General features: G+C 65.0%; 14 protein-coding genes and 3 tRNA genes. 11 read left to right on the forward strand and 6 right to left on the reverse strand.

Going from position 1 to position 21,862, the window contains the following annotated elements:
• Window positions 1–172: 172 nt before the first annotated feature.
• A complete protein-coding gene (ppa, locus tag ASE14_RS08200) occupies window positions 173–658 on the forward strand; it encodes an inorganic diphosphatase (RefSeq protein WP_056653333.1) in 486 nt (161 codons plus the stop codon).
• Window positions 659–779: 121 nt separating this feature from the next.
• On the opposite strand, the gene ASE14_RS08205 is transcribed toward ppa, so the two are convergent.
• Both ASE14_RS08205 and ASE14_RS08210 read right to left on the reverse strand, forming a co-directional pair.
• The gene (locus ASE14_RS08205) at window positions 780–2,042 is read right to left on the reverse strand and encodes a C40 family peptidase (RefSeq protein WP_235511142.1); all 1,263 of its coding nucleotides are present in this window, start codon (window positions 2,040–2,042) and stop codon (window positions 780–782) included.
• Complete coding sequence (locus ASE14_RS08210) at window positions 2,035–3,354, reverse strand: peptidoglycan DD-metalloendopeptidase family protein (RefSeq protein ID WP_235511143.1); 1,320 nt, start codon at window positions 3,352–3,354, stop codon at window positions 2,035–2,037. Before ASE14_RS08210 ends, ASE14_RS08205 begins: the two co-directional genes overlap by 8 nt.
• 224 nt (window positions 3,355–3,578) lie before the next feature.
• On the opposite strand from ASE14_RS08210, the gene ASE14_RS08215 reads away from it, so the two are divergent.
• The 3 genes from ASE14_RS08215 (at window position 3,579) to ASE14_RS08225 (ending at window position 3,923) form a co-directional block, all read left to right on the forward strand.
• Window positions 3,579–3,651: transfer RNA gene (locus ASE14_RS08215), tRNA-Glu, on the forward strand.
• A 54-nt stretch (window positions 3,652–3,705) separates the two neighbouring features.
• Window positions 3,706–3,779 (forward strand) — tRNA-Asp (locus tag ASE14_RS08220).
• A gap of 68 nt (window positions 3,780–3,847) precedes the next feature.
• A tRNA-Phe gene (locus ASE14_RS08225) sits at window positions 3,848–3,923 on the forward strand.
• A gap of 34 nt (window positions 3,924–3,957) precedes the next feature.
• Here ASE14_RS08225 and ASE14_RS08230 read toward each other — a convergent pair.
• Both ASE14_RS08230 and ASE14_RS08235 read right to left on the reverse strand, forming a co-directional pair.
• Entirely contained in the window at window positions 3,958–5,187 is a 1,230-nt protein-coding gene (locus ASE14_RS08230; RefSeq protein WP_056653339.1) for a site-specific integrase, read from the reverse strand.
• Window positions 5,187–5,384 carry an AlpA family transcriptional regulator gene (locus ASE14_RS08235; protein WP_056653342.1) on the reverse strand — a complete coding sequence of 66 codons (198 nt, stop codon included), beginning with the start codon at window positions 5,382–5,384 and terminating at the stop codon, window positions 5,187–5,189. Before ASE14_RS08235 ends, ASE14_RS08230 begins: the two co-directional genes overlap by 1 nt.
• Before the next feature lie 140 nt (window positions 5,385–5,524).
• Between ASE14_RS08235 and ASE14_RS08240 the strand changes: the two genes are divergently transcribed.
• The 3 genes from ASE14_RS08240 to mobF all read left to right on the forward strand — a co-directional run bounded on the left by ASE14_RS08240 (window position 5,525) and on the right by mobF (window position 13,453).
• Window positions 5,525–6,235, forward strand: coding sequence for a hypothetical protein (locus ASE14_RS08240; RefSeq protein ID WP_056653347.1), 711 nt, complete (start codon window positions 5,525–5,527; stop codon window positions 6,233–6,235).
• 217 nt (window positions 6,236–6,452) lie between these two features.
• Complete coding sequence (locus ASE14_RS20445) at window positions 6,453–10,568, forward strand: NACHT domain-containing NTPase (RefSeq protein ID WP_157372880.1); 4,116 nt, start codon at window positions 6,453–6,455, stop codon at window positions 10,566–10,568.
• A gap of 182 nt (window positions 10,569–10,750) precedes the next feature.
• The gene (gene mobF, locus ASE14_RS08250; protein ID WP_082600336.1) at window positions 10,751–13,453 is read left to right on the forward strand and encodes a MobF family relaxase; all 2,703 of its coding nucleotides are present in this window, start codon (window positions 10,751–10,753) and stop codon (window positions 13,451–13,453) included.
• A gap of 106 nt (window positions 13,454–13,559) precedes the next feature.
• Here mobF and ASE14_RS08255 read toward each other — a convergent pair whose 3' ends face one another.
• Entirely contained in the window at window positions 13,560–13,871 is a 312-nt protein-coding gene (locus tag ASE14_RS08255; protein ID WP_056653355.1) for a hypothetical protein, read from the reverse strand.
• A 141-nt stretch (window positions 13,872–14,012) separates the two neighbouring features.
• On the opposite strand from ASE14_RS08255, the gene ASE14_RS08260 reads away from it, so the two are divergent.
• The gene (locus ASE14_RS08260; protein WP_056653358.1) at window positions 14,013–14,327 is read left to right on the forward strand and encodes a hypothetical protein; all 315 of its coding nucleotides are present in this window, start codon (window positions 14,013–14,015) and stop codon (window positions 14,325–14,327) included.
• Between the two features lie 66 nt (window positions 14,328–14,393).
• On the opposite strand, the gene ASE14_RS20450 is transcribed toward ASE14_RS08260, so the two are convergent.
• Window positions 14,394–14,810: a hypothetical protein gene (locus ASE14_RS20450; protein ID WP_157372881.1), complete on the reverse strand. Its 417-nt coding sequence runs from the start codon at window positions 14,808–14,810 to the stop codon at window positions 14,394–14,396.
• 491 nt (window positions 14,811–15,301) lie between these two features.
• Here ASE14_RS20450 and ASE14_RS08265 point away from each other — a divergent pair, with 491 nt between their 5' ends.
• From ASE14_RS08265 to ASE14_RS08275, 3 genes are all read left to right on the forward strand, one after another.
• Window positions 15,302–18,814: an SIR2 family protein gene (locus tag ASE14_RS08265; protein WP_056653362.1), complete on the forward strand. Its 3,513-nt coding sequence runs from the start codon at window positions 15,302–15,304 to the stop codon at window positions 18,812–18,814.
• A 942-nt stretch (window positions 18,815–19,756) separates the two neighbouring features.
• Window positions 19,757–20,713 (forward strand): hypothetical protein, encoded by a 957-nt coding sequence (locus ASE14_RS08270; protein WP_157372882.1) that lies wholly within the window; start codon window positions 19,757–19,759, stop codon window positions 20,711–20,713.
• A 290-nt stretch (window positions 20,714–21,003) separates the two neighbouring features.
• The gene (locus ASE14_RS08275; protein ID WP_056653368.1) at window positions 21,004–21,852 is read left to right on the forward strand and encodes a type IV toxin-antitoxin system AbiEi family antitoxin domain-containing protein; all 849 of its coding nucleotides are present in this window, start codon (window positions 21,004–21,006) and stop codon (window positions 21,850–21,852) included.
• Window positions 21,853–21,862 lie beyond the last annotated feature (10 nt).

Genomic DNA, 21,862 nt, shown 5'->3' on the forward strand with positions numbered 1-21,862 from the left:
CCGCCGCGGTGCTGGCGGCGACCGTCGTTGTCTCGGCCGTCGCGGCGTCGCACGTCATTCGTGCCGGGCAGACGTCGAGAGATAACCTTATTCCGCCGATCGCGCCCGATTCCGACCGGGTCGGCCGCGGGCCAAGCTTCGAGAAGCGCCTTCCAACACAAGGAGAACCAGCATGGGCGAGTACGCCGCCATCATCGAGATCCCCAAGGGGAGCCGCAACAAGTACGAGGTCGACCACGAGACCGGCCGGGTCTTCCTCGACCGCGTGCTCTACACGACGTTCGTCTACCCGACCGACTACGGCTTCTTCGAGAACACCCTCGGCGACGACGGCGACCCGCTGGACGTGCTCGTGCTGCTCGACTTCCCGCTGTTCCCGGGCGTGGGCGTGAAGGTCCGCCCCGTGGGCGTCTTCCACATGACCGACGACGGCGGCGGCGACGCCAAGGTCATCGCGGTGCCCGCCGGCGACCCGCGCTGGAACGGCATTCAGGACGTGAACGACATCCCCGAGTTCACCCGCAAGGAGATCGAGCACTTCTTCGAGCACTACAAGGACCTCGAGCCCGGCAAGTGGGTCAAGACCGAGGGCTGGGCGAACGCGGCCGAGGCCGAGGCGCTCATCCAGAAGGCGATCGAGGCGTTCCCCGGTCACTGACCCGGCATGAAGCGAGCGGATGCCGCGAGCGGATGCCGCGAGCGGATGCCGCGAGCGCACGATATCCGCGATGCAGAAGGGGCGGGCCTTTGGCCCGCCCCTTCTCTGCGTGCGATCCGGTTCAGCCGGCGGGACGCGCCGCGGCCGAGGGGCTGCCCCAGATGAAGTACTCGCGCACCGGTACGCCCTCGCGCGGCGCCTCGAGGATGCGTCCGCCGCCGAGGTAGATGGCGACGTGGTAGTAGTCGCCGCCCGAGCCCCAGAAGAGCAGGTCGCCGCGCTGGATCCGCGACAGTGACACGGCCTTGCCGCGGCCCGCGAGCGTGCGGTACTGGTTCGTGGCCGAGTGCGTGCCGATGCCGATGCCGGCCGCGCCGTATGCGGCGCGGGTGAGGCCCGAGCAATCCCAACGGTCGGGACCCGCTCCGCCGAGCACGTACGGCTCGCCGAGCTGCTGGCTCGCGAACCAGATCGCCGTCTCGACGGCGCTCGCGTTCGGCGGCGCCGGGTCGGGGTTCGGCGCGGGCGTGCCGCCGCCGTTGCCGCCGCCCCCACCACCGCCGGAGGGCGGGGTCGGAGCCGGGCGGCTCGCCTCGAGCGCGTCCTCGGCGGCCTCGCGCGCCTGACCTTCGACACGCTCGCGCTCGAGGTCGGCCGTCGTGTCCTTGAGCGTCGCGAGCTGCGCGTAGAGCTCGGCCGAACGCTGCTCCTGCACCGCGACCGCTGCCATCGCCGACTCGGCCGCGGCCTGCGCCTCGATCGCCTTCGACTCGGCGAGCGCCGCGAGCCGCGTGCGCTCGGCAGCGGCCTGGGCGGACTGGGCTCGCAGGGCGTCGGCGGTGTTGCGGTCGGCGATCGCCTGCTCGTAGACGGCCTGCGACTGCTCGCCGAGCTTCGACGCCATGCCGAGCTGCTTCAGCAGGCCGTCGGCGTCGTCGCCCGAGAAGACGAGTTCGGAGGTCAGGTCGTTGCCTGCGGTCTTCGCGAGGTGGGCGGCGAGCAGGCCCGCTCGCATCTTGGAGATCTCGGCGACGGCGTCGGCCTCGTCGGCCTGCTTCGCGAGCGTCTGCTCTCGTTCGGCCGCCCGATCGCGTTCGTCGATGGCGATGCGATAGGCCTCATCGGCCATCTGCGACGCCTGCACCGCGACATCCGCCACCTGCTGCAGGCCGGCCAGCAGGTCGCCGACGCGGGCGATCTCGGCCTGTTTCGTGGCCTCGTTGGTCTTCGCCTGCTCGATCTCGCTCCACGACGGGTAATCGGGCTCGGCCATGGCGGGGCCGCCGCCGGCCACGACCGACGCGGTGACGGCGCCGACGGCGACCGCCGAGAAGACGGTCGCGGGCTTGACCCGCGACACCGGCCTGGTGCGATTCTCAGCCAAGGTAGACCCCCCGGTCGGCCATGAACGACCACGGGTCGATGCGGCTGCCGCCGCTGTACACCTCGAAGTGCAGGTGGCAGCCCGTCGAGGCGCCCGTCGAACCGCTCGAGGCGATGTTCTGCCCGGCCGACACCCACTCCCCGGTGCCGACGAAGCGGCCGCCGTCGCGAATGTGCGCGTAGCCGGTCGAGATGCCTCCGCCGTGGTCGATCTTGATGAAGTTCCCGTAACTTCCCGAGTACCCCGAGAAGGTCACGACCCCGCTGTTCGCCGCGTAGATGGGCGCCCCGCATCCGGTCGCGATGTCCTGGCCGTAGTGGAACGGGCTCGTGCAGTAGCCTCCCTCGCAGATGACCGCGCGCGAGCCGTAACCGTCACTCAGCCAGCCACCTGCCGGCTTCGCCCAACCCGAACCCGCGACGGCCCCGGGCGATCCGTTCTTGATCGCCTCCTGCCTACGCAGCTCTTCCTCGGCCTTCTTGATGGCTTCGCCCTCTTCGTACGCGGCGGTCGTCTTCGCCTCCGTGTCTTTGAGGAAGGCGAGCTGCGCCTCGAGCTCGATCTTCTTCGCCTGCGACTCGGCGAGCGCCGCCTCGGCGGCGGCCTGCGCCTCCTGTGCTGCGACGAGGGCGGCCTCGGCCGCGATGCGCAGCTTCTCACGCTCGGCCTGCGCGACTTCGGCCTGGCCGCTCAGGGCCTCCGCCGTGTTCTTCTTCTCCTGCGCGCGGTCGTAGATGCTCGACGTGCGCTCGACCATCTTCTCCATGTTGCCGAGCTTGGAGAGCAGCTCGTCGGTCGCCTTGGCGTCGCCGGCGTCGAGGAAGAGGTTCACGCCGGCGTCGCTGCCACCGGACCGGTAGAGCTGCGCAGCCACCTGACCGGCGTTCGTCTCGGCCGTCTGCGCCTCCGCTTCGGAGGCATCGGCCTGTGCCTGGATCTGGTCCGCCCGCGTCACGGCCTCGTCGTACTTCTGCTGGGCCACGAAGAGCTCGTCGGTGCGCCGCTCGGCCTCGGCCCGGGTGAACTCGACGTTCGCCTCGAGCTCTGCGATGAGCGTGGTGACCTGCTCGACCGCCGCAGCGCCGGCCGCGGTGTTCGCCTTCGCGGCCTGCAGTTCGTCCCAGCTCGGGTACGTCGCGGCGAACGCGGGCTGCAGCGGCGTGACGACCGGGACGACGAGCGCGGCGGCGAGGATCGCGACGATCGCGACGAGGCGTCGCGCCGTGCGGGGTCGCCGGGTTCCCCCGGCGCCGCTCGCGGCCGGGCTCGTCCGAGCTCGGGCAGTGGGCGTTCGGTCTGCGGTGCGGTACATCATTCCCCGTCCACGCGGGCTCGGGTCCCCGCGCTCCTCATCTCTCGGTTCGGGCACTGGCAGCCCCACGATAGGCGGGAGTCCGGCGCATTCCGGGCATTTCGAGCGCATGTCCGCGGATGCCGCGTGGCGGGCCCCGACGCATCCGCGACCCTCGTTTTGCCATCTGGGCAGACTGCACGTATGCTTGGCTGTCGGCGGGCGTGCCCCAGGTAACGCCCTCCGGCCCCATCGTTTAGTGGCCTAGGACACCGCCCTTTCACGGCGGCAGCACGGGTTCGAATCCCGTTGGGGTCACTGCACGACAGCACGACATACAATTGAATACTCAGGTGTTGCAAGACACCACGAGGCCCTGTAGCGCAGTTGGTTAGCGTGCCGCCCTGTCACGGCGGAGGTCGCGGGTTCAAGTCCCGTCAGGGTCGCTCAGGCGACAAGCCCTTTCCCTTACGAGAGAAGGGGCTTTCTCCTTATCAGGGCGCATGCGCCCTGAGGCTCTGTAGCTCAGTTGGTAGAGCGCACGACTGAAAATCGTGAGGTCACGGGATCGACGCCCGTCGGAGCCACCATTGAAACCCCCGGGTAACCGGGGGTTTTCTGGTTTCAGCGGGCGATCTCGATTGGATGCCGGTGAGGCTGTGCCATTAATGTGCCATTAAGGTCGGCAGGGGGCCGCCGTCCGGTTCGTTTCGGCGGTTCGTCGCCCGCACTCCTGAGGGCATCGTTCAGGACTGCGCCGGCACGAAGTGCAACGCCCTCGCGGGCACGCGAGTAGCGCTCGGTGACCTGCAGGCTCGAGTGCCCGAGCGTCGCCTGCACGTCGGGAGCGCTTGCGCCGGCATCGAACAGGATCGTCGCGAACGTGTGCCGGAGGTCGTGGATGCGCAGATCGGGCCGACCGATCGCCTCGCGAAGCGTCTCCCAGTCGACGCCTCGTCGCGCGTTGTGGTTGGTGAGCCGGCCGCCGTCGGGTCCGGCGAACAGCAGGTCGCTCGCCTGCTTACCTCTCGCCGCGGTCACGGCGTACGGGCGCAGCGCGTCGATCAACGGGACGTCGCGAGACTTGTGACTCTTGGGCGACTGCTCGATCAGCTCGCCATGCTGACCAGGACTCAGCGAGCGACTGACGTGGATGACACCTCGCTCGAAATCGACGTCGCCGACGCGCAGCGCGGTCGCCTCCCCCGCCCTCATCCCGGTGTAGACGAGCGCGGCGAGGTAGCCGCGGTAGGCGCCCTCGGGTACGAGGTCGAGGAGCGTTCCGATCTGGTCGAGCGTGAGGGCGCGCGAGACCGGTGAGATCGACTCGCGCATGCTCGGCCGCTTCACCTCGCGGGCCGGGTTGTGATCGATGAACCGGGAGCGCCGCGCGCCATCCAGCAGGCGTGAGAGCACGGCGAGTGCGTCGTTCTTCGCGGATGCACCGCCCGACCACGCCACCATCGCCGACTCGATCATCGGCGAGGTGATGTCTTCGAGCCGGTGCCGGCCCAGGCTCGGCTTCACGCGGAGCCGCCAACCCACGCCGTAGCTGCGCGCGGTCGCCGGCCGCACCGAAGATTCGATCGCCGGCCAGTACTTCTCGTGCCACTGCTCGAGCGTCATCGACCCGTTCGGGTTGCGGCCGGCAACCAGCTTCGCGAGCTCGCGCTTGGCTTCGGCGAGCGTCAGGAAGGTGCGGGAGCGTTCGGCCGCGCCCCCCTCGACACTCGGGCCGACGACGCGGATCTGGTATTTCTGCCGGTCGGCGCGCCAGCGGATGCCCTCGGGGAGCGGACGGCCCGTTCTCGGATCAATACGGCTCGGGGTATCCCGGTTCGGCCGCCCGGCCATCAGGGTTCCGTTCCACCCCGCGCGAGCAGGTCATCGATCGTGTCGGCGCTCCAGAGCAGGTGCTTGCCCATATGCGCGTCGGGCTCGGGGATCAGCCCGTCATGACGAAGCTTGTCGAACGTCGAGACCGGAACACGGCACCGCGCGGCCGCCTCGATGCGGTTCAGATACTCGACCCTCAGCGCGGTGTCGACCATGGTGCATCCCTTCGGCTACTCCGCCTCCGTGCTGGCATCTGGTGCACGCCGACACAAGCGCGGCTATTTGCAAGTACCTGAGAATATCATCACATCGCGCATTTCGGCAAGTACCTGAGTTGAGTGGCTAGACTCGACGCATGCCCGCTCCGACGCCCCGCCCCGGTGACCAGTCGTACGACGACCTGCTCGTCGCAGACGACCTGCCCGAAGGCTGGTACCTGCCCAACCGGTTCCCCGGCGAGCGCGACGACGACGCGAGCGAGCAGATCGACCTGGCGCTCGGATACAACGACGGCGTGACCACTGAGTCGCAGCAGGAGGCGCAACGTGCCTCCGACAAGAACGAGACGATCGAGGGTCGCTGGCGATACATCGAGCACACGGCAACACATACGAGGGTGATGATCCGGCTGCAGCGCCAGCTGTACGCCGTGCCGGAAGAGATCCGAATCACCGGAGTGATCTACTTACCGTGGCGCCCGGGCGACCCTGTCACCAGCCAGCTTCTCCGTGAACTGCCGACCGCACGCATCGAGGCGGCGATCAACAAGCGCCTGTTCGCGATGAAACGCACCGAGACGATCACGGGCGGCAAGATCGTGCTGCCGTCGGGACGGAAGGTGAGCGAGCGGGATCTACTCAAGCCGCTGGGTGATCCGAAGAAGGACCCCGACTTCTACGAGCTTGTCGCGCTGCAACACGGCCGGCTCACACAGCAGGGCGATTCGAATCCAAGCTCGACGATGGCGCAGATCAATGGCATCGCACTGTCGACGGCGCAGGGGTGGGTCACTAAGGCTCGGGATCGTGGACTCCTGCCACCTGGGCGACGGGGCAGGGCAGGATAGGGCCGCCGAGGCGTGTCAACCGCACTAGGTCATCTCGGTTCACGACAGCGTGGGTGTACGGGCAGGACTGACCGCGTTGGAGAGGCCGAGATCTAGCGTCGAGCGTCCAAAGGATGTCCCGTGTCGGCATTCACCGAAGGACCGTTGTCGTCGGATCTCTCTCCGTCTTCGGCGTGCCGACACCCGCGGGTGCATCCCGAGGCCGCAGGGTGATTCTGTGACGATAGAACGCTTCTGGGCCCCACCCATGCAGGAGGTCTCGTTCGATAGCGCGGGTTGGCTCGTTGATCCGCTCAGCGAATGGTTCGGTGGGAGAAGTCGCAACCCCGATGTGACACAGTCCCAAGCGATTGATGAAGAGCAGGCGGTGGTACTTCTCGGCGAGCCAGGAATCGGAAAGTCATCAGAGTTGCGAGCCGGCACGCTAACGGGGGTTCGGGCCGGGGCTACTCAGGTCGCACGGTTCGACCTCTCAGACTTTCCAACTCTCGACCGAATGGAAGACGTGGTCTTCAAGGGGCCGGAAATCTCTGAGTGGTTGGCTTCCGAAGAGACCTTGTGTCTCATCCTGGACAGCTTGGATGAAGCGCGCACACAACACCGAACTGCACATCGGCTGATCCTCTCGTACCTGCGTCAATGGCCGAATGAGCGCCTCGTTCTAAGGGTGGCCTGTCGGACAGCTGACTGGCCGCCGTCGCTACTTGAGGGCCTTCGGTCCGCTTTCGGCGATGTCGGGATGTATGAGTTGCTTCCATTGCGACGCCATGACGCCGAGCAACTCGTCCCGGATGACCGACGCGCCCAGACCTTCTTATCGGCCATCGAAACCGCGCGCGTAGTACCGCTCGCTGCTCGACCGCTCCTCTTGAAGCTTCTCTGGCGCCAATACGAAGTCGATGGCGCCCTCCCCGATCAAGCCGTAGAAATCTACGAACGGGGCCTCCTTGCCTTGGCCGACGAGTCCGATCAGAACCGACGCGACGCCTTCACCGAACCCATCTCAGCCAAGAGACAATTGGATGTAGCCGCTTGGATCGCGGCGGTGTCGGTCTTTAGCGGTACCAACAGGTACTGGCTTGGAGCATTCGCTGAGGCCCCAGAAGATGCTGCTCTACCGGATGATCTAGTCGCGTCCAAGACTCCTCTTGGCGAGGTCCAGAACTCAGAGATCGCAGCAGCGCTGAGAACTGGACTGTTTGCAGGCAACGGTGCGGGTCAGTTGAGATGGGCGCACGCGACTTTTATGGAGTTCGCCGCCGCAAGCTGGCTTGCAAAGCTCGAGCTCGATCAGCGTCGGCTCCGCGAATTGCTCTGCTTCGAGGACGGTCGGATCTACCCGCAGGTTCGCAATACGGCCGTCTGGGCCGCTGCACTAGACGGACCCGCATTCGAGTGGTTGATACAGGCGGACCCTGCTTCGTTCCTCGGAGGGATCAAGCTTCCGTCCGAGGGCCTTCGCGCTCTAGTCGTTCGCGGAGTACTAGTCGCCGTCAAATCAGGACGACTCGCACGCGACTTCGAATCTGATTACTCCACGCTTCAATATGCCGGTCTCCAAGACGACCTAGAAGCAGAACTGCTCCGCGAACTGGATGACGTAGATCATGTGATCATCGACATCGCCCGCGGCACGCGAGAAACCTCGCTGGTACCAGCGCTGATTCGGCTGACTCAGGCACAGCATCGCGAAATCTACCTTCGCACGGCAGCGGCCATGGCCGTTTACGACCTAACGAAAGACCTTCCGGACGCAGTCGAAGATCTTCTCGACCTCTTACGGAGAGATACGACGATCGACGAGGAACTCCAGGCAGCTGCCCTCCTTGTTTCTTGGCCGAAGGCAATCTCGACCAGAGAGGTCTTCGACATTCTTGGGCCATTCGAGCGCAGGAGTAACTTCGGCCTCAAGTACCTGCTCCTCACGGAGCTCGCCGCTGGACTCCGCCCTGAAGATGTGCTCCCAGGCCTCCGTTGGCTAGCTGGACAGCCCGGCTTGGGAGACGACTCGCGCCTCGAACGATTCGCGAGTTCGCTGCTCGATCTCGCCTTCATTCAGCTCGACGATGATCTCGTCCTTGAGGCAGTTGCGAACATCTTCCAAGCGCTGCTCCAATCGCATGTTTCCTTGTTGGGCGAGCAGTTCGAGAGTCTGACGGAACGAGCAAGACTTCGCTTGGGACTAGCCGTCGTCGCGGCGCTTGCAGAGGAAGACAGCTTCTATGCACTGTATCCAACCACCGGGAAACCCCTGTTCGTGCCGGATGACTTTCCATCACTTGTCCGTGCGTACCCGGACCTTGAGCCGCCTATGCGCCAGCGCGTGGGCGCAGTTATCACTCATATCTTCAGACCAGATGATCTCAGCCATTCTGGGCTTCTCCTTTCGCTCCCGTTCGACCACCCGGTAGTGCATGAGGTGTTGGAACGTTGGACGGGCTCGATTGATCTCACTTCTCCCGAGGCGATTGCGGCGAGGGGCCTTCATACACGCTCGCGCCGGCGCATGGCACGGAAGAGCGATAACAAGAAGGATCACTCGGGCTCGTGGATTGGGCCGCGGATCGAGGAACTTGCGGAGGCAGCTTCTCAGGGCGACCTCGAGGCCTTCTGGGTCGCCGCCCGACTCCTAACCGTCCGGCCTGGCACCGACCAATACTGGGACGAACACGAGCCCGACCTAACGAAACATCTACGGTGGGGCTCACTCACGGAGCGAACTAAGAAGTTCATGATCGCGGCGGCCACGCTGTACATCGCCGCTGGCGACCCAGAGCCAGAGAGATGGCTTGGAACAAACACCCTGTATTACCCAGCATTGGCGGGGTACCGTGCGCTTGTACTTCTTAACCATGAATCGCCAGGGGCGCTTGATGAGATGGATGGTCAGTCATGGCGGAAATGGGCCCCAATTGTCGTCGAATGGGCTGCGCTAAGCGATGAACATGCGCGGACCAACAAGGCCGAACTCTTGCGTAGGGCGAGTGTGCACGCCCGAACTGAGCTCGAGGCGTCGGCATTGGTTCTCATCGATGCAGCGTCTGCGTCTGGAAAACGGTCATTCCTAACGTTTGAGGCTGGCGAACTTTGGTCGTCGACACTCGAATTGCAGCTTCTTGATCGCGTAGTGGCCGGGCTTGCACACGAGACTGAGTCCGAACTTCTGGATCTATTCGACGCGAAAGCCCCAGCAGCAATTTCGAGCGTCCTGAACGAGCGCCTCTCTGATAGGGAACTAACGCGACAAAGCAGAATCGACGCTGGTGCTCGGCTTCTTCGTCAGCAGGCGGACCACGCGTGGAACGCGCTGGCCCGCCTTATGGATGATGAGCCCGATCTGTTGGGCGACATCCTGTTGAGTCTCGGTCACCACGCGCCCGTTCCAGACCTCGATGAATCGAGACTTGCGATTCTGTTTATGTGGACTCTGCGTCGATTCCCGGTAGACGATGATCCAAGCTTCGACGGCGTGCACATGGTTGGGTCACACGAAGAACTGGCCAGATGGCGCGATTCACTCCTGAAGCGCCTTATCAAAAGTGGGACTCGAGCCTCCGTGGAGGCCGTCCGAACCATCGCCCGCGAACGACCGGACCTCGATTGGCTGTCAACGTCGCTCCTCCAAGCAGAGGCGAACTTCCGTCGCGAAAGCTGGAGCCCTCTGACCAGAAGCCAACTTCTGGACCTCGCCAGCCGAGCGGACGCATGGCTCGTTCGGAGTCCACACGACCTCCTGGGCTTGGTTCTATGGGGTCTCGAACGCATTCAATTGCGCTTGCAATCGGACACACCAGAGTCCCATCTGTTGTGGGATACGCATTCGCGACGCCCAAAAACAGAAGACGAGATATCTGACTACATCCGCGGTGCGCTGTTACAAGAGATTGGGACGAACGGCGTCGTCGTTAACCGCGAGGTGCAAGTGCGCCGCAATCAACCTTCAGGCGTTCCAGAGCGAGCGGACCTTCGGATTGACGCGATCCGATCGGAGCACGCAGACCGCGGTGAGGGAACTCTAACCGTCGTTGTCGAAACGAAAGGATCTTGGAACGCCGAACTCCTCGACGCGCTCGAGACTCAATTGGTGAATCGCTATCTTCTAGATCATCCAGGAGCGGGCGGTGTATATCTCGTGCTTTGGTTCGATCGCGGCCGCTGGTCCGATCAGGATCCGCGCAAGAGGTCCGGGCTCGCGGTAGCGCGAGACGTAATCGAAGAGCGACTCGCTGCGGCGCACGACGCGCTCGCCGATAGTGTCCGCGAAAGCGTTCGCGTGTTCATTCTGGATGCGAGCTATCATCGGCCCTCTGCTGGCGATTCCGGTGCCGTCTAGGTCAACATGCGGACTCCTCCATCGCCTCCAGCATCCTCACATGAGTTCGCAGAAGCTTGTCTGCCACTCGCCCCGGCTGGAACAGCACTGGACATGCCCACACACAACCCTCATGAACTACCCGAATGCACGTATGCTACCGTAGGTAGTTGCAAGAACCTGAGCTAGTTCGGAGGGTGGCGATGAAAGGCGGCGTGATCCTGTTCCGGGGTTCCGGGGCCGACGCGCGCCGCTACCTCGAGTCGGATCGGTCGCGCGCTGACGAGTACTACCTCGAGGGCGGGACATCCCTCGCCGAGTTCTCGGTCGTCGGCGGCGATGGCGAGGTGATCGGCGAAGGCGCGCTCACCCCAGACCAATACGCGCTGTGGGTGGACTGGATCAACCCGCTCACCGGCGAGTCGATGGGCAGGCCCCGCCTGCCGGGCGACGGCCGGCAAGGATCGCCGCGGTTTGCCGAGATGGTCGTGAACGCACCGAAGTCGCTGTCGATCGCTGCGGCCTTGCACCCCGAGGTATCCGTCGCCCTCGACGCCGCGCAACGCGACGCGGTCGCCGCGATCCGTGCCTGGCTCGGCCAGCATTCCATCACTCGCGTCGGCCCGCGCGGAAGCCAGCGGGTGGTGCCGATCGAGCATCTGGAGACCATCGCCGTCTCGCACAAGACCTCGCGCGCCGGCGACCCGCACCGGCACATGCACTTCCAGATCGGGACGCGTGTGTGGGCAGCCGATGCATGGCGCGGTCTCGACACCGCCGCACTGTTCCGACAGCAGGGCGCCATTCGTTCGCTGGGCACGGCCATCATCGCGGCGCACCCGCTGCTCGCGGCCGCCCTCGACGCCCACGGTCTGACCTTCGATCCTGTGACCGGCGAAGTCGCGGAGCTGCAGCCCTTCAACGCCGCGATGAGCAAGCGGTCAGAGCAGGTCGCACGCAACCTGGCGCGCTTCGAGAAGGAGTGGCGCACGACGCATCCTGACCAGGAGCCTGGCCCGGCCGCGATGTCGCGGCTGATCGCGATGGCGTGGGATCACGAGCGGCCGCACAAACGGCCAACCTCTCTCGGCTGCGAGGCCGCATGGCGTTCGGAGCTCAAGGACGCCGGCTACCGCCCCGACCTCGAGCGCGCTCCGGCGCACCCGCCGGTGTCGCTGGACGACGTGAATGTTCGGGATGTCGCATCGCGCGCGCTCGACCGTTGCGCGGCTGCGGCGTCGACGTGGACGGTGCACGACATCCAGGACCAGATCACTCGCATCATCACGGAAGCCGGCGTGCGCGCCGACCCCACGCCGCTGCGCGAGCTCGTCGCGCTCACGACCCGGTTGGCCGCGGAGGATTGCCTGTCAGTCTTGCCGCCCGACAGCGCACCTCCCGAGCACGTCGCGCACCTCACGAGCCTGCACGTCATCGCCACCGAGACCCGGCTGCGCGACCTGCTCACGGCACAGGCTGCGCATGTCGGCCGCGGCCGTGCGCCGAACCTGATGCACATTTTGCGCCGGCACCGGCTCGACGCCGCGCAGGTGCGAGCGGCCGCGGCCGTGGCATCCACCGACCCGCTCGTCGTCGTGGAGGGCGCGGCCGGCGCTGGCAAGACGACCATGCTCGCCGCCGTGATCGAGGCCGCCGCCGCGCAGGGCCGCGCGACCCGGGTGGTCACGCCGACGAAGAAGGCGGCCGACGTTGCGCATCAGGAACTCGGTGTTGCAACCGACAGTGTCGCGAAGCTGGTCCATGAGCACGGGTGGCGATGGAATCGCGATGGCGTATGGACCCGGCTCGCCGTTGGCGACATCGACCCCGATACGGATGCCTCGTACACCGGCCCCGCGGCATTCGCTCGTCTCGTCCGCGGCGAGCGGATCGTGGTCGATGAAGCGGGCATGCTCGACCAGGACACGGCGCTCGCGCTCCTGACCCTCGCCGACGAGCACGGCGCCACGCTCGCCCTGGTCGGCGACCGTGCACAGCTCGCCGCGATCGGCCGCGGCGGCGTACTCGACATGGCCGTGCAACTCCTCCCCCGCGTGCACCGCATGATGACCGTGCACCGGTTCAGCGACCCCGCGTACGCCGCGCTCACCGTGCAGATGCGACGCGGGGAGCATCCCGGATCATTGTTCGACCGCCTTCATGCGCTCGGCCTCATCGTCATGCATGAGAGCCCGGATGCGCTCAATGATGTGCTTGCACGTAAGTGGCGGCACGGAGACGCGATCACTGTCGCGACGAACGATGAAGTGCGCGAGCTGAACGCGCGCATCCGCGACGAACGAGTGCGCGCTGGGGTAGTCGACGACGGTTGCATCGCGACCGGCAACGACGGCCAGGGCATCGGATGCGGCGATGTGATCCAGACCCGGCAGAACGATTCGCTGGTGCGCGTGGCGAACCGGCAGACGTGGATCGTTCAGAGCGTGAGCGACGACGGCGTTGTGTGGGCGAAGGAACACACCCCGAGTCGGAGACAACGCATTGTGCGTCTGCCGGCCGAGTACGTCGCCGAGCACACCCATCTGGCGTACGCGTCGACCGCGTTCGGGACACAGGGCGCGACGTTTCCCGAGTCGCACACGATCCTCGGAGACGCCATGTTTGCATCGGCCGTCTATGTCGGCATGACTCGCGCGCGAAACTCCAACCGCCTGCACATTGTCGCGGCTGATCTGGACGACGCGCGGGAGCAGTTTGTGCTCGCACTGGGACGCGATCGTGCCGATCGCGGGCTCGCGAACGCGACGGCCGCTGCGCGTGAGTCTGTGCACGGCCTCGCGACAGGCACGGACAAACGACGTCGCGAAGCTCGTCGGCTGGACGGGATCAGCTTCAGACGGGACACCACAACGCGGAGGACGCCGGGAGTCGGCCTGAGTCGATGAGGTGCAAATCCCGCGCTGACATGACACTTGTGGCAGGCACGCGGCTGTGCCGGACGCGGATCGATCAGCGCATTGAAGCGAACCAGCCGAGCCAGAACAGTGTGGATTACGGCTCGGTATGGAGGGGGTCTTCACGGAATCGCCCGAGCTTACCGAGGAACTGCGCCGGCTCTGCGGTGCCATCTTCGACGCGGTCAATACGCTCTACGAGCTGCGACGCCCAGCGGTTGTACCGTGCGATGAGTTCGCCCCGCGACACTGCATTGAAGGTGTTTCCCTTCCCGGAGATCTCGGCTCGCTTGTTCATCGTCGCCGCGGTGAGGTAGACGCCCCCGGCGTAGTGCTCGTCGCTGAGCCACTTCGCCAAGTTTGCGTCTGTCGAATGGACGGTCAGGCTCGCGCGCTTCAACTCGGCCATCGCTTCGACCTTCGCGGCTGTGTCAACCTCAGATTCGGTTAAGGCCGGCCGCCAGCGTGCGCACTTCAGAAAGTTCGGTCATGGTGCTCACCGTACTTGAAGGCCTGCGTCCGTTTGGGGATCGTGCCATACGGTGGTCGCATGGAGCTGCAACAGGTGAACACGGCCGCGCTAGTCGAATTGGTGAACCAGCACTTGGCCAACAACGGCGTCGAGTTCGTATCCGCCAGCGAAATGCCTGTCGGCCCCTTCGGTACGTCGGTCTTCGGGACGATCAAGGGGTATCCGGTTCGCCTCGATTTCGTGATCAATCCCGCGAACGATCGCCGGGCAGTGCACCTCTTCGACATACGAACAAAGGACCTTCTCGCCGAGCGGCTGATGGCTCCTACATTTGACGAAGCGATCGATGATTACCCGTGGGCCGCGACGATCGCCGCACTCGTTCTGACCTAGCGGCGCTGTCCGTTTGAGGATCGGTCGTTGCTGGCAGCTGCAGTTACGGCCAACGCTTCTCAGCAGTTACGTGAGCAGCAGCGTGCGAAGCTCGTCAGCGAGTCGTTGGTTGACTGCACGGCTCTCCATCTCCCACGGTGCGCCGCCCAGGATGTCATCGTGTTTGAGTTCATCGAGCAACGCCGTGTAGATCAGACCCATCGCCCATCGGGCTGGCAATTCAGTCTTCGGCGGGCCAGAGTGGACTGGCCCACGATGCCACTCGGGCTGGATCAGGCCCATGTTTCGCACCTGAGCAGATCGCCAGGAGCCGCTCTCGAGCCAGATCAGTTGCTGCCAGGCATCGTCTTCTATCGTCAGCGCAACCGCCTCGCGAGGGAATCCATCGCCCGTGAGCGAATCAATGCGCGCGTCGACTCGCGGAAGCAAACTGTGGAACGTCGTTGCAACCGCCTTGTAGCGGCGCCGATCACCGAGGGCCATGCAACGAACCTAGCGACAAACAATGGTGCGACGGTCAAGTCGATCGCACGCAGGCGACCGTCCGTTTGAGGATCCACATACGGGCATTGCGCGATAGGGGGGGCGGTGGCGCTCGCACATATTGGACGCCCCGCGAGGTGCATTTCCCAATGTCGGCGGTGGTCGCGAGCAGAAGTGGGCGTCTGTGGCGGCTCAGAGGACGCGTGGGCCGGGACCGGCTGTGCTTCGGATGACCGCTGATTGGCCCAGCCGCCGAAAGGCACCCTCTGGACGCCCACATCGTCGGGCACGATCTATACGTCGCAATGGCCTACTTTTCGAGCGCCGTCGACTGGCGCTCACGACGTTTGGGTCGGCGCGCGGCGGCGGAGGGTCGGGGCGTCGTGGGCTGGTGGCTACGATTGAGCTCGGCGCTGCAGTGGCCGACTTCACCGCGGCGCAGACGCCTCGCGGAGAGTGTTGAGCGAGCCAGCATCTTGAGGGGGCTTTCAGTGTGGATCACGGGGGATGTTGAGATCCCGCAGCCGGTTGTCGACGCGCATGCCGATGGCGACTTGGTCTTCTTTGTCGGCGCCGGAGCGTCGATGGGACCGCCGTCGAACCTGCCCTCGTTCGAGGGCCTCGCGAAGGCCATGGCTGAGAAAGCGGGGGTGCCGTTCTCGAATGAGGGCGGGCTCGACTTCTTCCTCGGTTCGCTTCCCGAGGGCTTCGACACCCGACGCCACGTGCGCGACGAAATAGGGAGCGGAACTCCGGAGTTCAATCCCACCCACGCTGCCATCGCGGAGCTCGCGGCGACGAGTGGGAAGTTCCGTGTCGTCACCACGAACTTCGACCTGCACCTCGAAAGTGCCGCCGCCGCCGTTGGTGTGAGCCCCGCCGATGTCTGGCACAGCCCCGCACTGCCCATCGGTTCCGACTATGCCGGGCTCGTGTACTTGCATGGGTCCGTGCGTCGCCCGCCCGATGAGCTGATTGTCACGGATCGCGACTTCGGCCGCGCCTACATCACGGAGGCATGGGCTACGCGGTTCCTGTTGCCGATGTTCGATAAGCGCACGGTGGTGTTCGTCGGGTACAGCCACGAGGACACCATCATGCGGTACCTCGCGCTCGGGCTCCCGTCGAACACCCGCCGGTACGCCTTCACCGATGACGGGGACGATCCGAAGTGGGAACATCTCGAAATCACTGCCATCCCGTATACGCTCCGCGGTGAACATGACCACGGCAATCTCGAAGACGCTCTGACCACCTGGGCGCACCGCGCCAGAATGGGAGCGCTCGAGCACGATGCTCGGGTCCGGGAGATCATCAACGGCGACTCGACGACCCTCCCGCTGCCCGAGCGCGACTACCTCATCTCCCAGATCGAGACCGAGGACGGGGCTCGTCGCTTCGCCTCGAGTACGACCGAGCATCGCTGGCTGCTATGGCTCGAGGGTACCGACGTCTTCAAGACTCTCTTCCAAGCAGGCCCCGCCTCCCCTCCGAGCAGCGTCCTCGCGCAGTGGTACTCCACCTTCATCGAGAACCCTAAGACGAGCGATCTCGCTCTTCGCACGGTGCAGCGCCTCGGACGACGATTCTCCAACGGTCTGCTCTTCTCCGTCGCGCTCGCGACGGAAGCGCTCTTCCGCATCGATCCCGACCGCGGCTCACGATGGCGAGTGCTCTTGATGACCTCCATCGAAGGACGTACCGCCCCCGGCGATCCGGGTGACGCGCTCCGCTTCGCGCGAGACGGAATGTCGAACACTCGTGCCGTCGTCCGGTCCGTGCTGCGCCCCTACCTCGTGCTGGAGCAGGGATGGCTCCCGGACAACGACAGCAACTATCCGCCGAGCGCCGACCTCGGATGGCCCGTGAAGCCGCGAGACCTGCACAAGATTGTGACCGAGCACGCGACATCTGCGGACTCTGGCGACCCTCGAACCCTCAGCTTCTTCGAAGAGGCGCTCCATAGCGCCTACGACCTTATCGCCGCATACAATGGCGCGACTGAACACGCCAGCTTCCGCTTCAGCAGAAGTCGGATCGAGGACCAGCCGCGGCATCGCATCCACCACGTCGACTCCATGATTGACGGCCTCCGCATCGTCGGAGAGCGCCTGCTTCACGACACACCCGATCTGCCAGACCGGTGGTGGCTGTTTGACCGCGTCCTGTTCCGCAGACTGGCACTTCATCTCATTGCCGAAGACACTAACCGTTCCGCGGATGACAAGGTCGCCTGGGTGACGGACCGAGAGACCATCTTTCTGGGTGGGGTGAAGCATGAAGTGTTCCGGATTCTCGCCGATACGGTTGCTGAGGCAAGCGCCGCACCGCGTGCGGCGCTTCTCGAGGCAGTGCGGCGAGGCCCGCAGTTCCCCGCGGGCGTCGATGAGGTGGAGCGGCATATCGCCTACAGCAAGTTCAACGTCTTGGTCTGGATCACTCGCGCGGCACCGGAATGGGCTGAAGCGGCAGCCGAACTCGCTGCGGTCCGGGCCGAGTACCCCAACTTCGCGGAACGAGAAGCGCCCGACCAAGATTTCACGGTCAGCACCGGCACCTGGGGCGGGGTGCTTCCCATGGAACCTGACGACTTCGTAGGGATGGTCATGTCGGACGGGGCTGACGCTGCTCTGAGTTCAGTGCTGGCTCGCGACTATTCCGAGCGCAACTTCAACGAGCCCACCTGGGACGATGCCCTCGATCTGTTCGGCCGCGCTGCCCGCGAAGACCCTGCATCCGGTCTCGATCTCCTGGAAGCGCTGAACACTCTCGACGAAGAGAAGCAGGGACAGATTCGGAACGCGATTGTGTCGGGCTGGGCCGAGGCTGTCATAGATGAGGCGATGAGGCTCAGAGTCATCGAGGCGCTGTCCCAGGACGCGCTGCTCGTCGGCTCTCCCCGGCCGGTGGCGCAATTCCTGCTCGGCCAGATCCGCCAGATCGTCGACTCTGGTGCATCCGCCTCCGCCGACAGCTTGCGAGTCCTTGCACAGGGACTTCTCGCGAAGAACGAGAACGGCGAGAACGTGTTTCCCACCGGATACGACGGGCCGATGCTCGCTCTGAACTCCTGGCCTGGCGAACTCGCGACGTATTGGCTGACAGAGATCGACCGACGCTGGCGCAGCGACCGCGACGGCTGGGGTGGGCTGAATGGCGACGAAGCTGCGGCACTGCGGAAATTGCTCGCACTCTCGAACCTGGCGGCAGCGACCGCTCCCGCCATAGCCCGCGAACTCTTCTTCCTATTCGCCGCCGACGAAGCATTCACGACCGACAGCGTGATCCCGCTGTTCACCGACTCATCCACCATGGTGGGAGTCTGGAAGGCATATCTCTACGGGGCGCGCATCAACGAGCGGATGCTGCAGAACGGGATGTTCGCCGCCCTATTGAGCATGTGGGACCGGCTGTCCGACCTTGACGATGAAGCGCTGATCCGGCGATTCCTCTCGCTGGCCGCGTCCATCGCCGTATACGCAGGTATCTCAGCGGCTGAGCGCAGAGAACTGCGTCTCACTAGCGTCACCGCTCAGGGCGGCGTGCACGCGCCCCGCTTCGCGGAGGAGGTCGCCCAGGAGCTGGCTTCCGGTGCCGACGACGGAGAGACCGCCTGGGTGACGTGGTTGCGAGGTCACTTGGAAGATCGCTTGAACGGTGTCCCCCGGGACCCCGACGCTGCAGAGCTGGCTGCGTGGGCCGACGTCGTTCCCCTTCTCGGAGCACGCATTCCAGAGGGGATCGCCACGTTCCGCGGTCGCGCGCCAGGGTTGGACCCGGACAACCCAAGCATCGACATCCCCACCGAGGCGCTCAACGCGCACGGATCGGCGCTCGTTGCGTTCTTGGCGGAGCGGGTCGCGAACACTGAACCTAACAACATGATGCTCGCGTACCAGCTTCATGAGCTAGTTGAGAGCCTCGGTGCGTCCCTCTCCTCGGAAGAGCTCGACCCGCTCGTGACGGCAGCGCGAGAGAAGGGCTACTTGCTTCCCGAAGACTGACTGCCGCCCCCTGTGGCGGGCCGGTCCAGCCCGCCACGGAACGTTACCCCGTCGTAGCTCCCACCGTCAGCCCGGGTCCGATGGGCAGGAATCATCAGCCGCGCTATCCGTGGTGCCATGGCCATCGCTTTCACGATCGGCATCTTGCCGGTCGGACTAGTGATGCTCGTGAACCCCAAATGATTGTCAGGGTCCCCGCGCGGGGGTGCGCCGCCACGCTCGCAAACCGGTGCGCCAGCGAACGAAGCCGGGGGTTCCGCGAGCGCTGGCTGTGCGTTCCGCGGAAACCGCGTCACGACGCGGCGATCGATCAGATGAGCTAGCCGACCGGATCCGTGATCCCGGCCCAACTACGCTCATCGGGGAGGAGCGGCACGTCGACTTCTACAACCGCTACTCCACGTCGCATGTTGAGAGCCTGGTCGTACTCCGGAAGTACGGGGAGGGGCGACCCAAGCGCAAGCGCAACTCGCGGTCGTGAATCGCCGGTCGCGACCGTGTAGGTCTCCGACGCAGGGTAGGCGCCGCGCAGCTCCCACGCCGCGATGGCGCGACCTTCAACGAGCGCAACTACACGATCCGCGGAAGCCGCCTTCGCCACGCTAATCGCCCAGGCTCGCGCAACCCACGGCTCGAGCTGGTCGAGGCGCATCCTGGGATCGAAAGTCTGCCGAACTGAAACGAACAGAACAGGCGTGCTCATTGGATTCTCCCTCCGAGCGCTACAGCGCTCGATTGAGCAGGAGCGCCGATGCGCTCCCCCGGTGAATCGAGTTTACATCTGAGGTCCGCAAACCGGTTCACGCGAACACACATGGCTGGTCGATCTACGGGCACCTACGCCCACGCTACGGGCACCTACGCCCACGCCGAAATGCTGACGCCGCCCGATGGACGACGAGATGCAGACTGAGTGTCGTGCTTACGGTCTACCTAGATCAGATGAAGTGGATCGACCTTGCCCGCGCTGAGACTGGCCACGCTCTCGGTGCCCCGTTTGTGGAGGCGCTTGAGGTATTCAAGCGCGCCGCGGCGGACGGACAGGCACGATTCCCCTTGAGCTCCGCGCACTACTTCGAGACGGGCAAGCAGCGGGAGCCGAGGCGACGAAAGGAACTCTCTGCGGCGATGACGAGGCTCTCCGGGACCCTGCGGATTGCCCCACCCCACGTAATCGTGCCGTGGGAGATCCGACGGGCCCTGATCGAGGTCCTTGACCTATCAATCAACGTCGCGCCGCTCGAGCTGTTCGGACGCGGCGTTGCTCACGCAATGGCATCCCCAAGCCTTCGATACACGGCACCCCTGGAGTACGAAGGTCGGCAGCTTGCGGAGCCATTGCGCCGCGACCTTGAAAAGCTCGTTGAGCCCGAGTTCGAAGAGTTGATTCTCGCGTCAATTACGCCCGAAGGGGTGCCCCACGAGATGAGGCTCGTCCTGAGCGACTTCAAGCGTCTCACGGATGACCGCTTCGTGAGCGGCCAGAACTACGTCGCGAAGGAAATCAGCAAACTGGGGCGCCGGAGACTCGACGATGTGATGCTGGGTACCGCTTTCGCCGACATCATTGATCCGCTGCTTGCAGCGGCGCAGGAGTTGGGTGTTTCACTCGACGACGACATCTTTGACCGCGGGAGGATGACGAAGCTTATCGAGCGTATGCCTTCGCGATGGGTCGAGATGATGCTCCGTCGTCAGCGGCAGGCCAACCCGCAGAAGATTTGGCACGGTAACGACCTTAATGATGTCGCTGCGCTCGCCATTGCGGTGCCGTACTGCGATGTCGTCGTCACCGAGCGATCCTGGTCCGCGATGCTCAACGCTGCGAAGGTGCCGCAGCGCTTCGGCACGATCGTCACGCCGCACCTTCGAGACGTCATCGATCTTCTTGAAGGCTAAACATTAGAGGGTCGGGCGGCAGATGGCCGCTGGCCTTTCGAGCTCACGCATGGAAGCTTGGAGAAGTGGTGTCCGTTCACCCCGCCCGATGAAGATGCCCGCAGGGGGACGCCAACCGCAACAAGGGATCTGCGTTTGGGGATCGGCCTACCCTCAGTGCGCCCCGCACCATGGTCCTCGAAGGCCTCGGCACTCAACACGTTCCGCAGCTTGCATCACCGCGTTGATCGCTTGGAAACTCACGCCTTAAGCGTTAGAATCCAAGCATGAAATTGCGTGAAGCGCTGCGAGTGCTGGCGGAGGTGACCGAGTCTCAGTGGGGCATGGTCACCTCAGCACAGGCCAGCGCGCGCGGCGTCAGCCACATGAACCTCACGCGGCTGGCTGAGTCCGGGGATCTGGTCCGACTCTCGCACGGCGTCTATAAGGATGCCGGCGCACCGGGCGGGCGGCACGAAGAGCTGCGCGCCTCGTGGCTGGCAACCGATCCGGCGAAGCTCGCCTACGAGCGCCTCGGCGATCGCCCGGGGAGCGCCGTCGTCTCCGGCGAATCGGCGGCTCGACTCCACGGCATCGGTGATCTGCGGGCGATGAAGAGCGAGTTCACAACGCCTACTCGCAAGCAAACCCAGCGAGCGGACGTCCGATACCGAACCCGAGTGCTGCCCGATCAGGACGTCACCGTGCGGGAAGGCCTACCCGTCACGACTCGGGAACGCACGATCGCCGACCTGGTCGAGGATCGCCACGACTTCAGCATCGTCGGTAACGCGCTGCGCGACGCGGCCAGGCAGTCTCTCCTCGACGTGGACCGGCTCACCGAACTCCTGAGCCCACTCGCTGAGCGCAACGGCCACCGCAAAGGCGACGGTGACGCACTACTCGAAGAACTCATGCGAGTCGCCGGGCTCGATCAAGAGAACGTCGCGAAGCAGATCGCTTCGATCCCCTCCCTCGGCGGTCTCGTCGCAGCGCAGTATCTTGATAGCCTCCCGAAGATCGACACCACGAGCGGGCACACTGCCGAGATCGCGTCGTCAGGCGCGGCGAGCGCCCACGATCAGCTCGCGGAGCAACTGCGCGCGGCAGGTTGGGCCTCACTCGCGCTGGCATCCCAACCGACGAAGAAGGAGAGTTGAGGTCATGACA

It is taken from the genome of Agromyces sp. Root81, from assembly GCF_001429165.1.
Taxonomy (GTDB): Bacteria; Actinomycetota; Actinomycetes; order Actinomycetales; family Microbacteriaceae; genus Agromyces.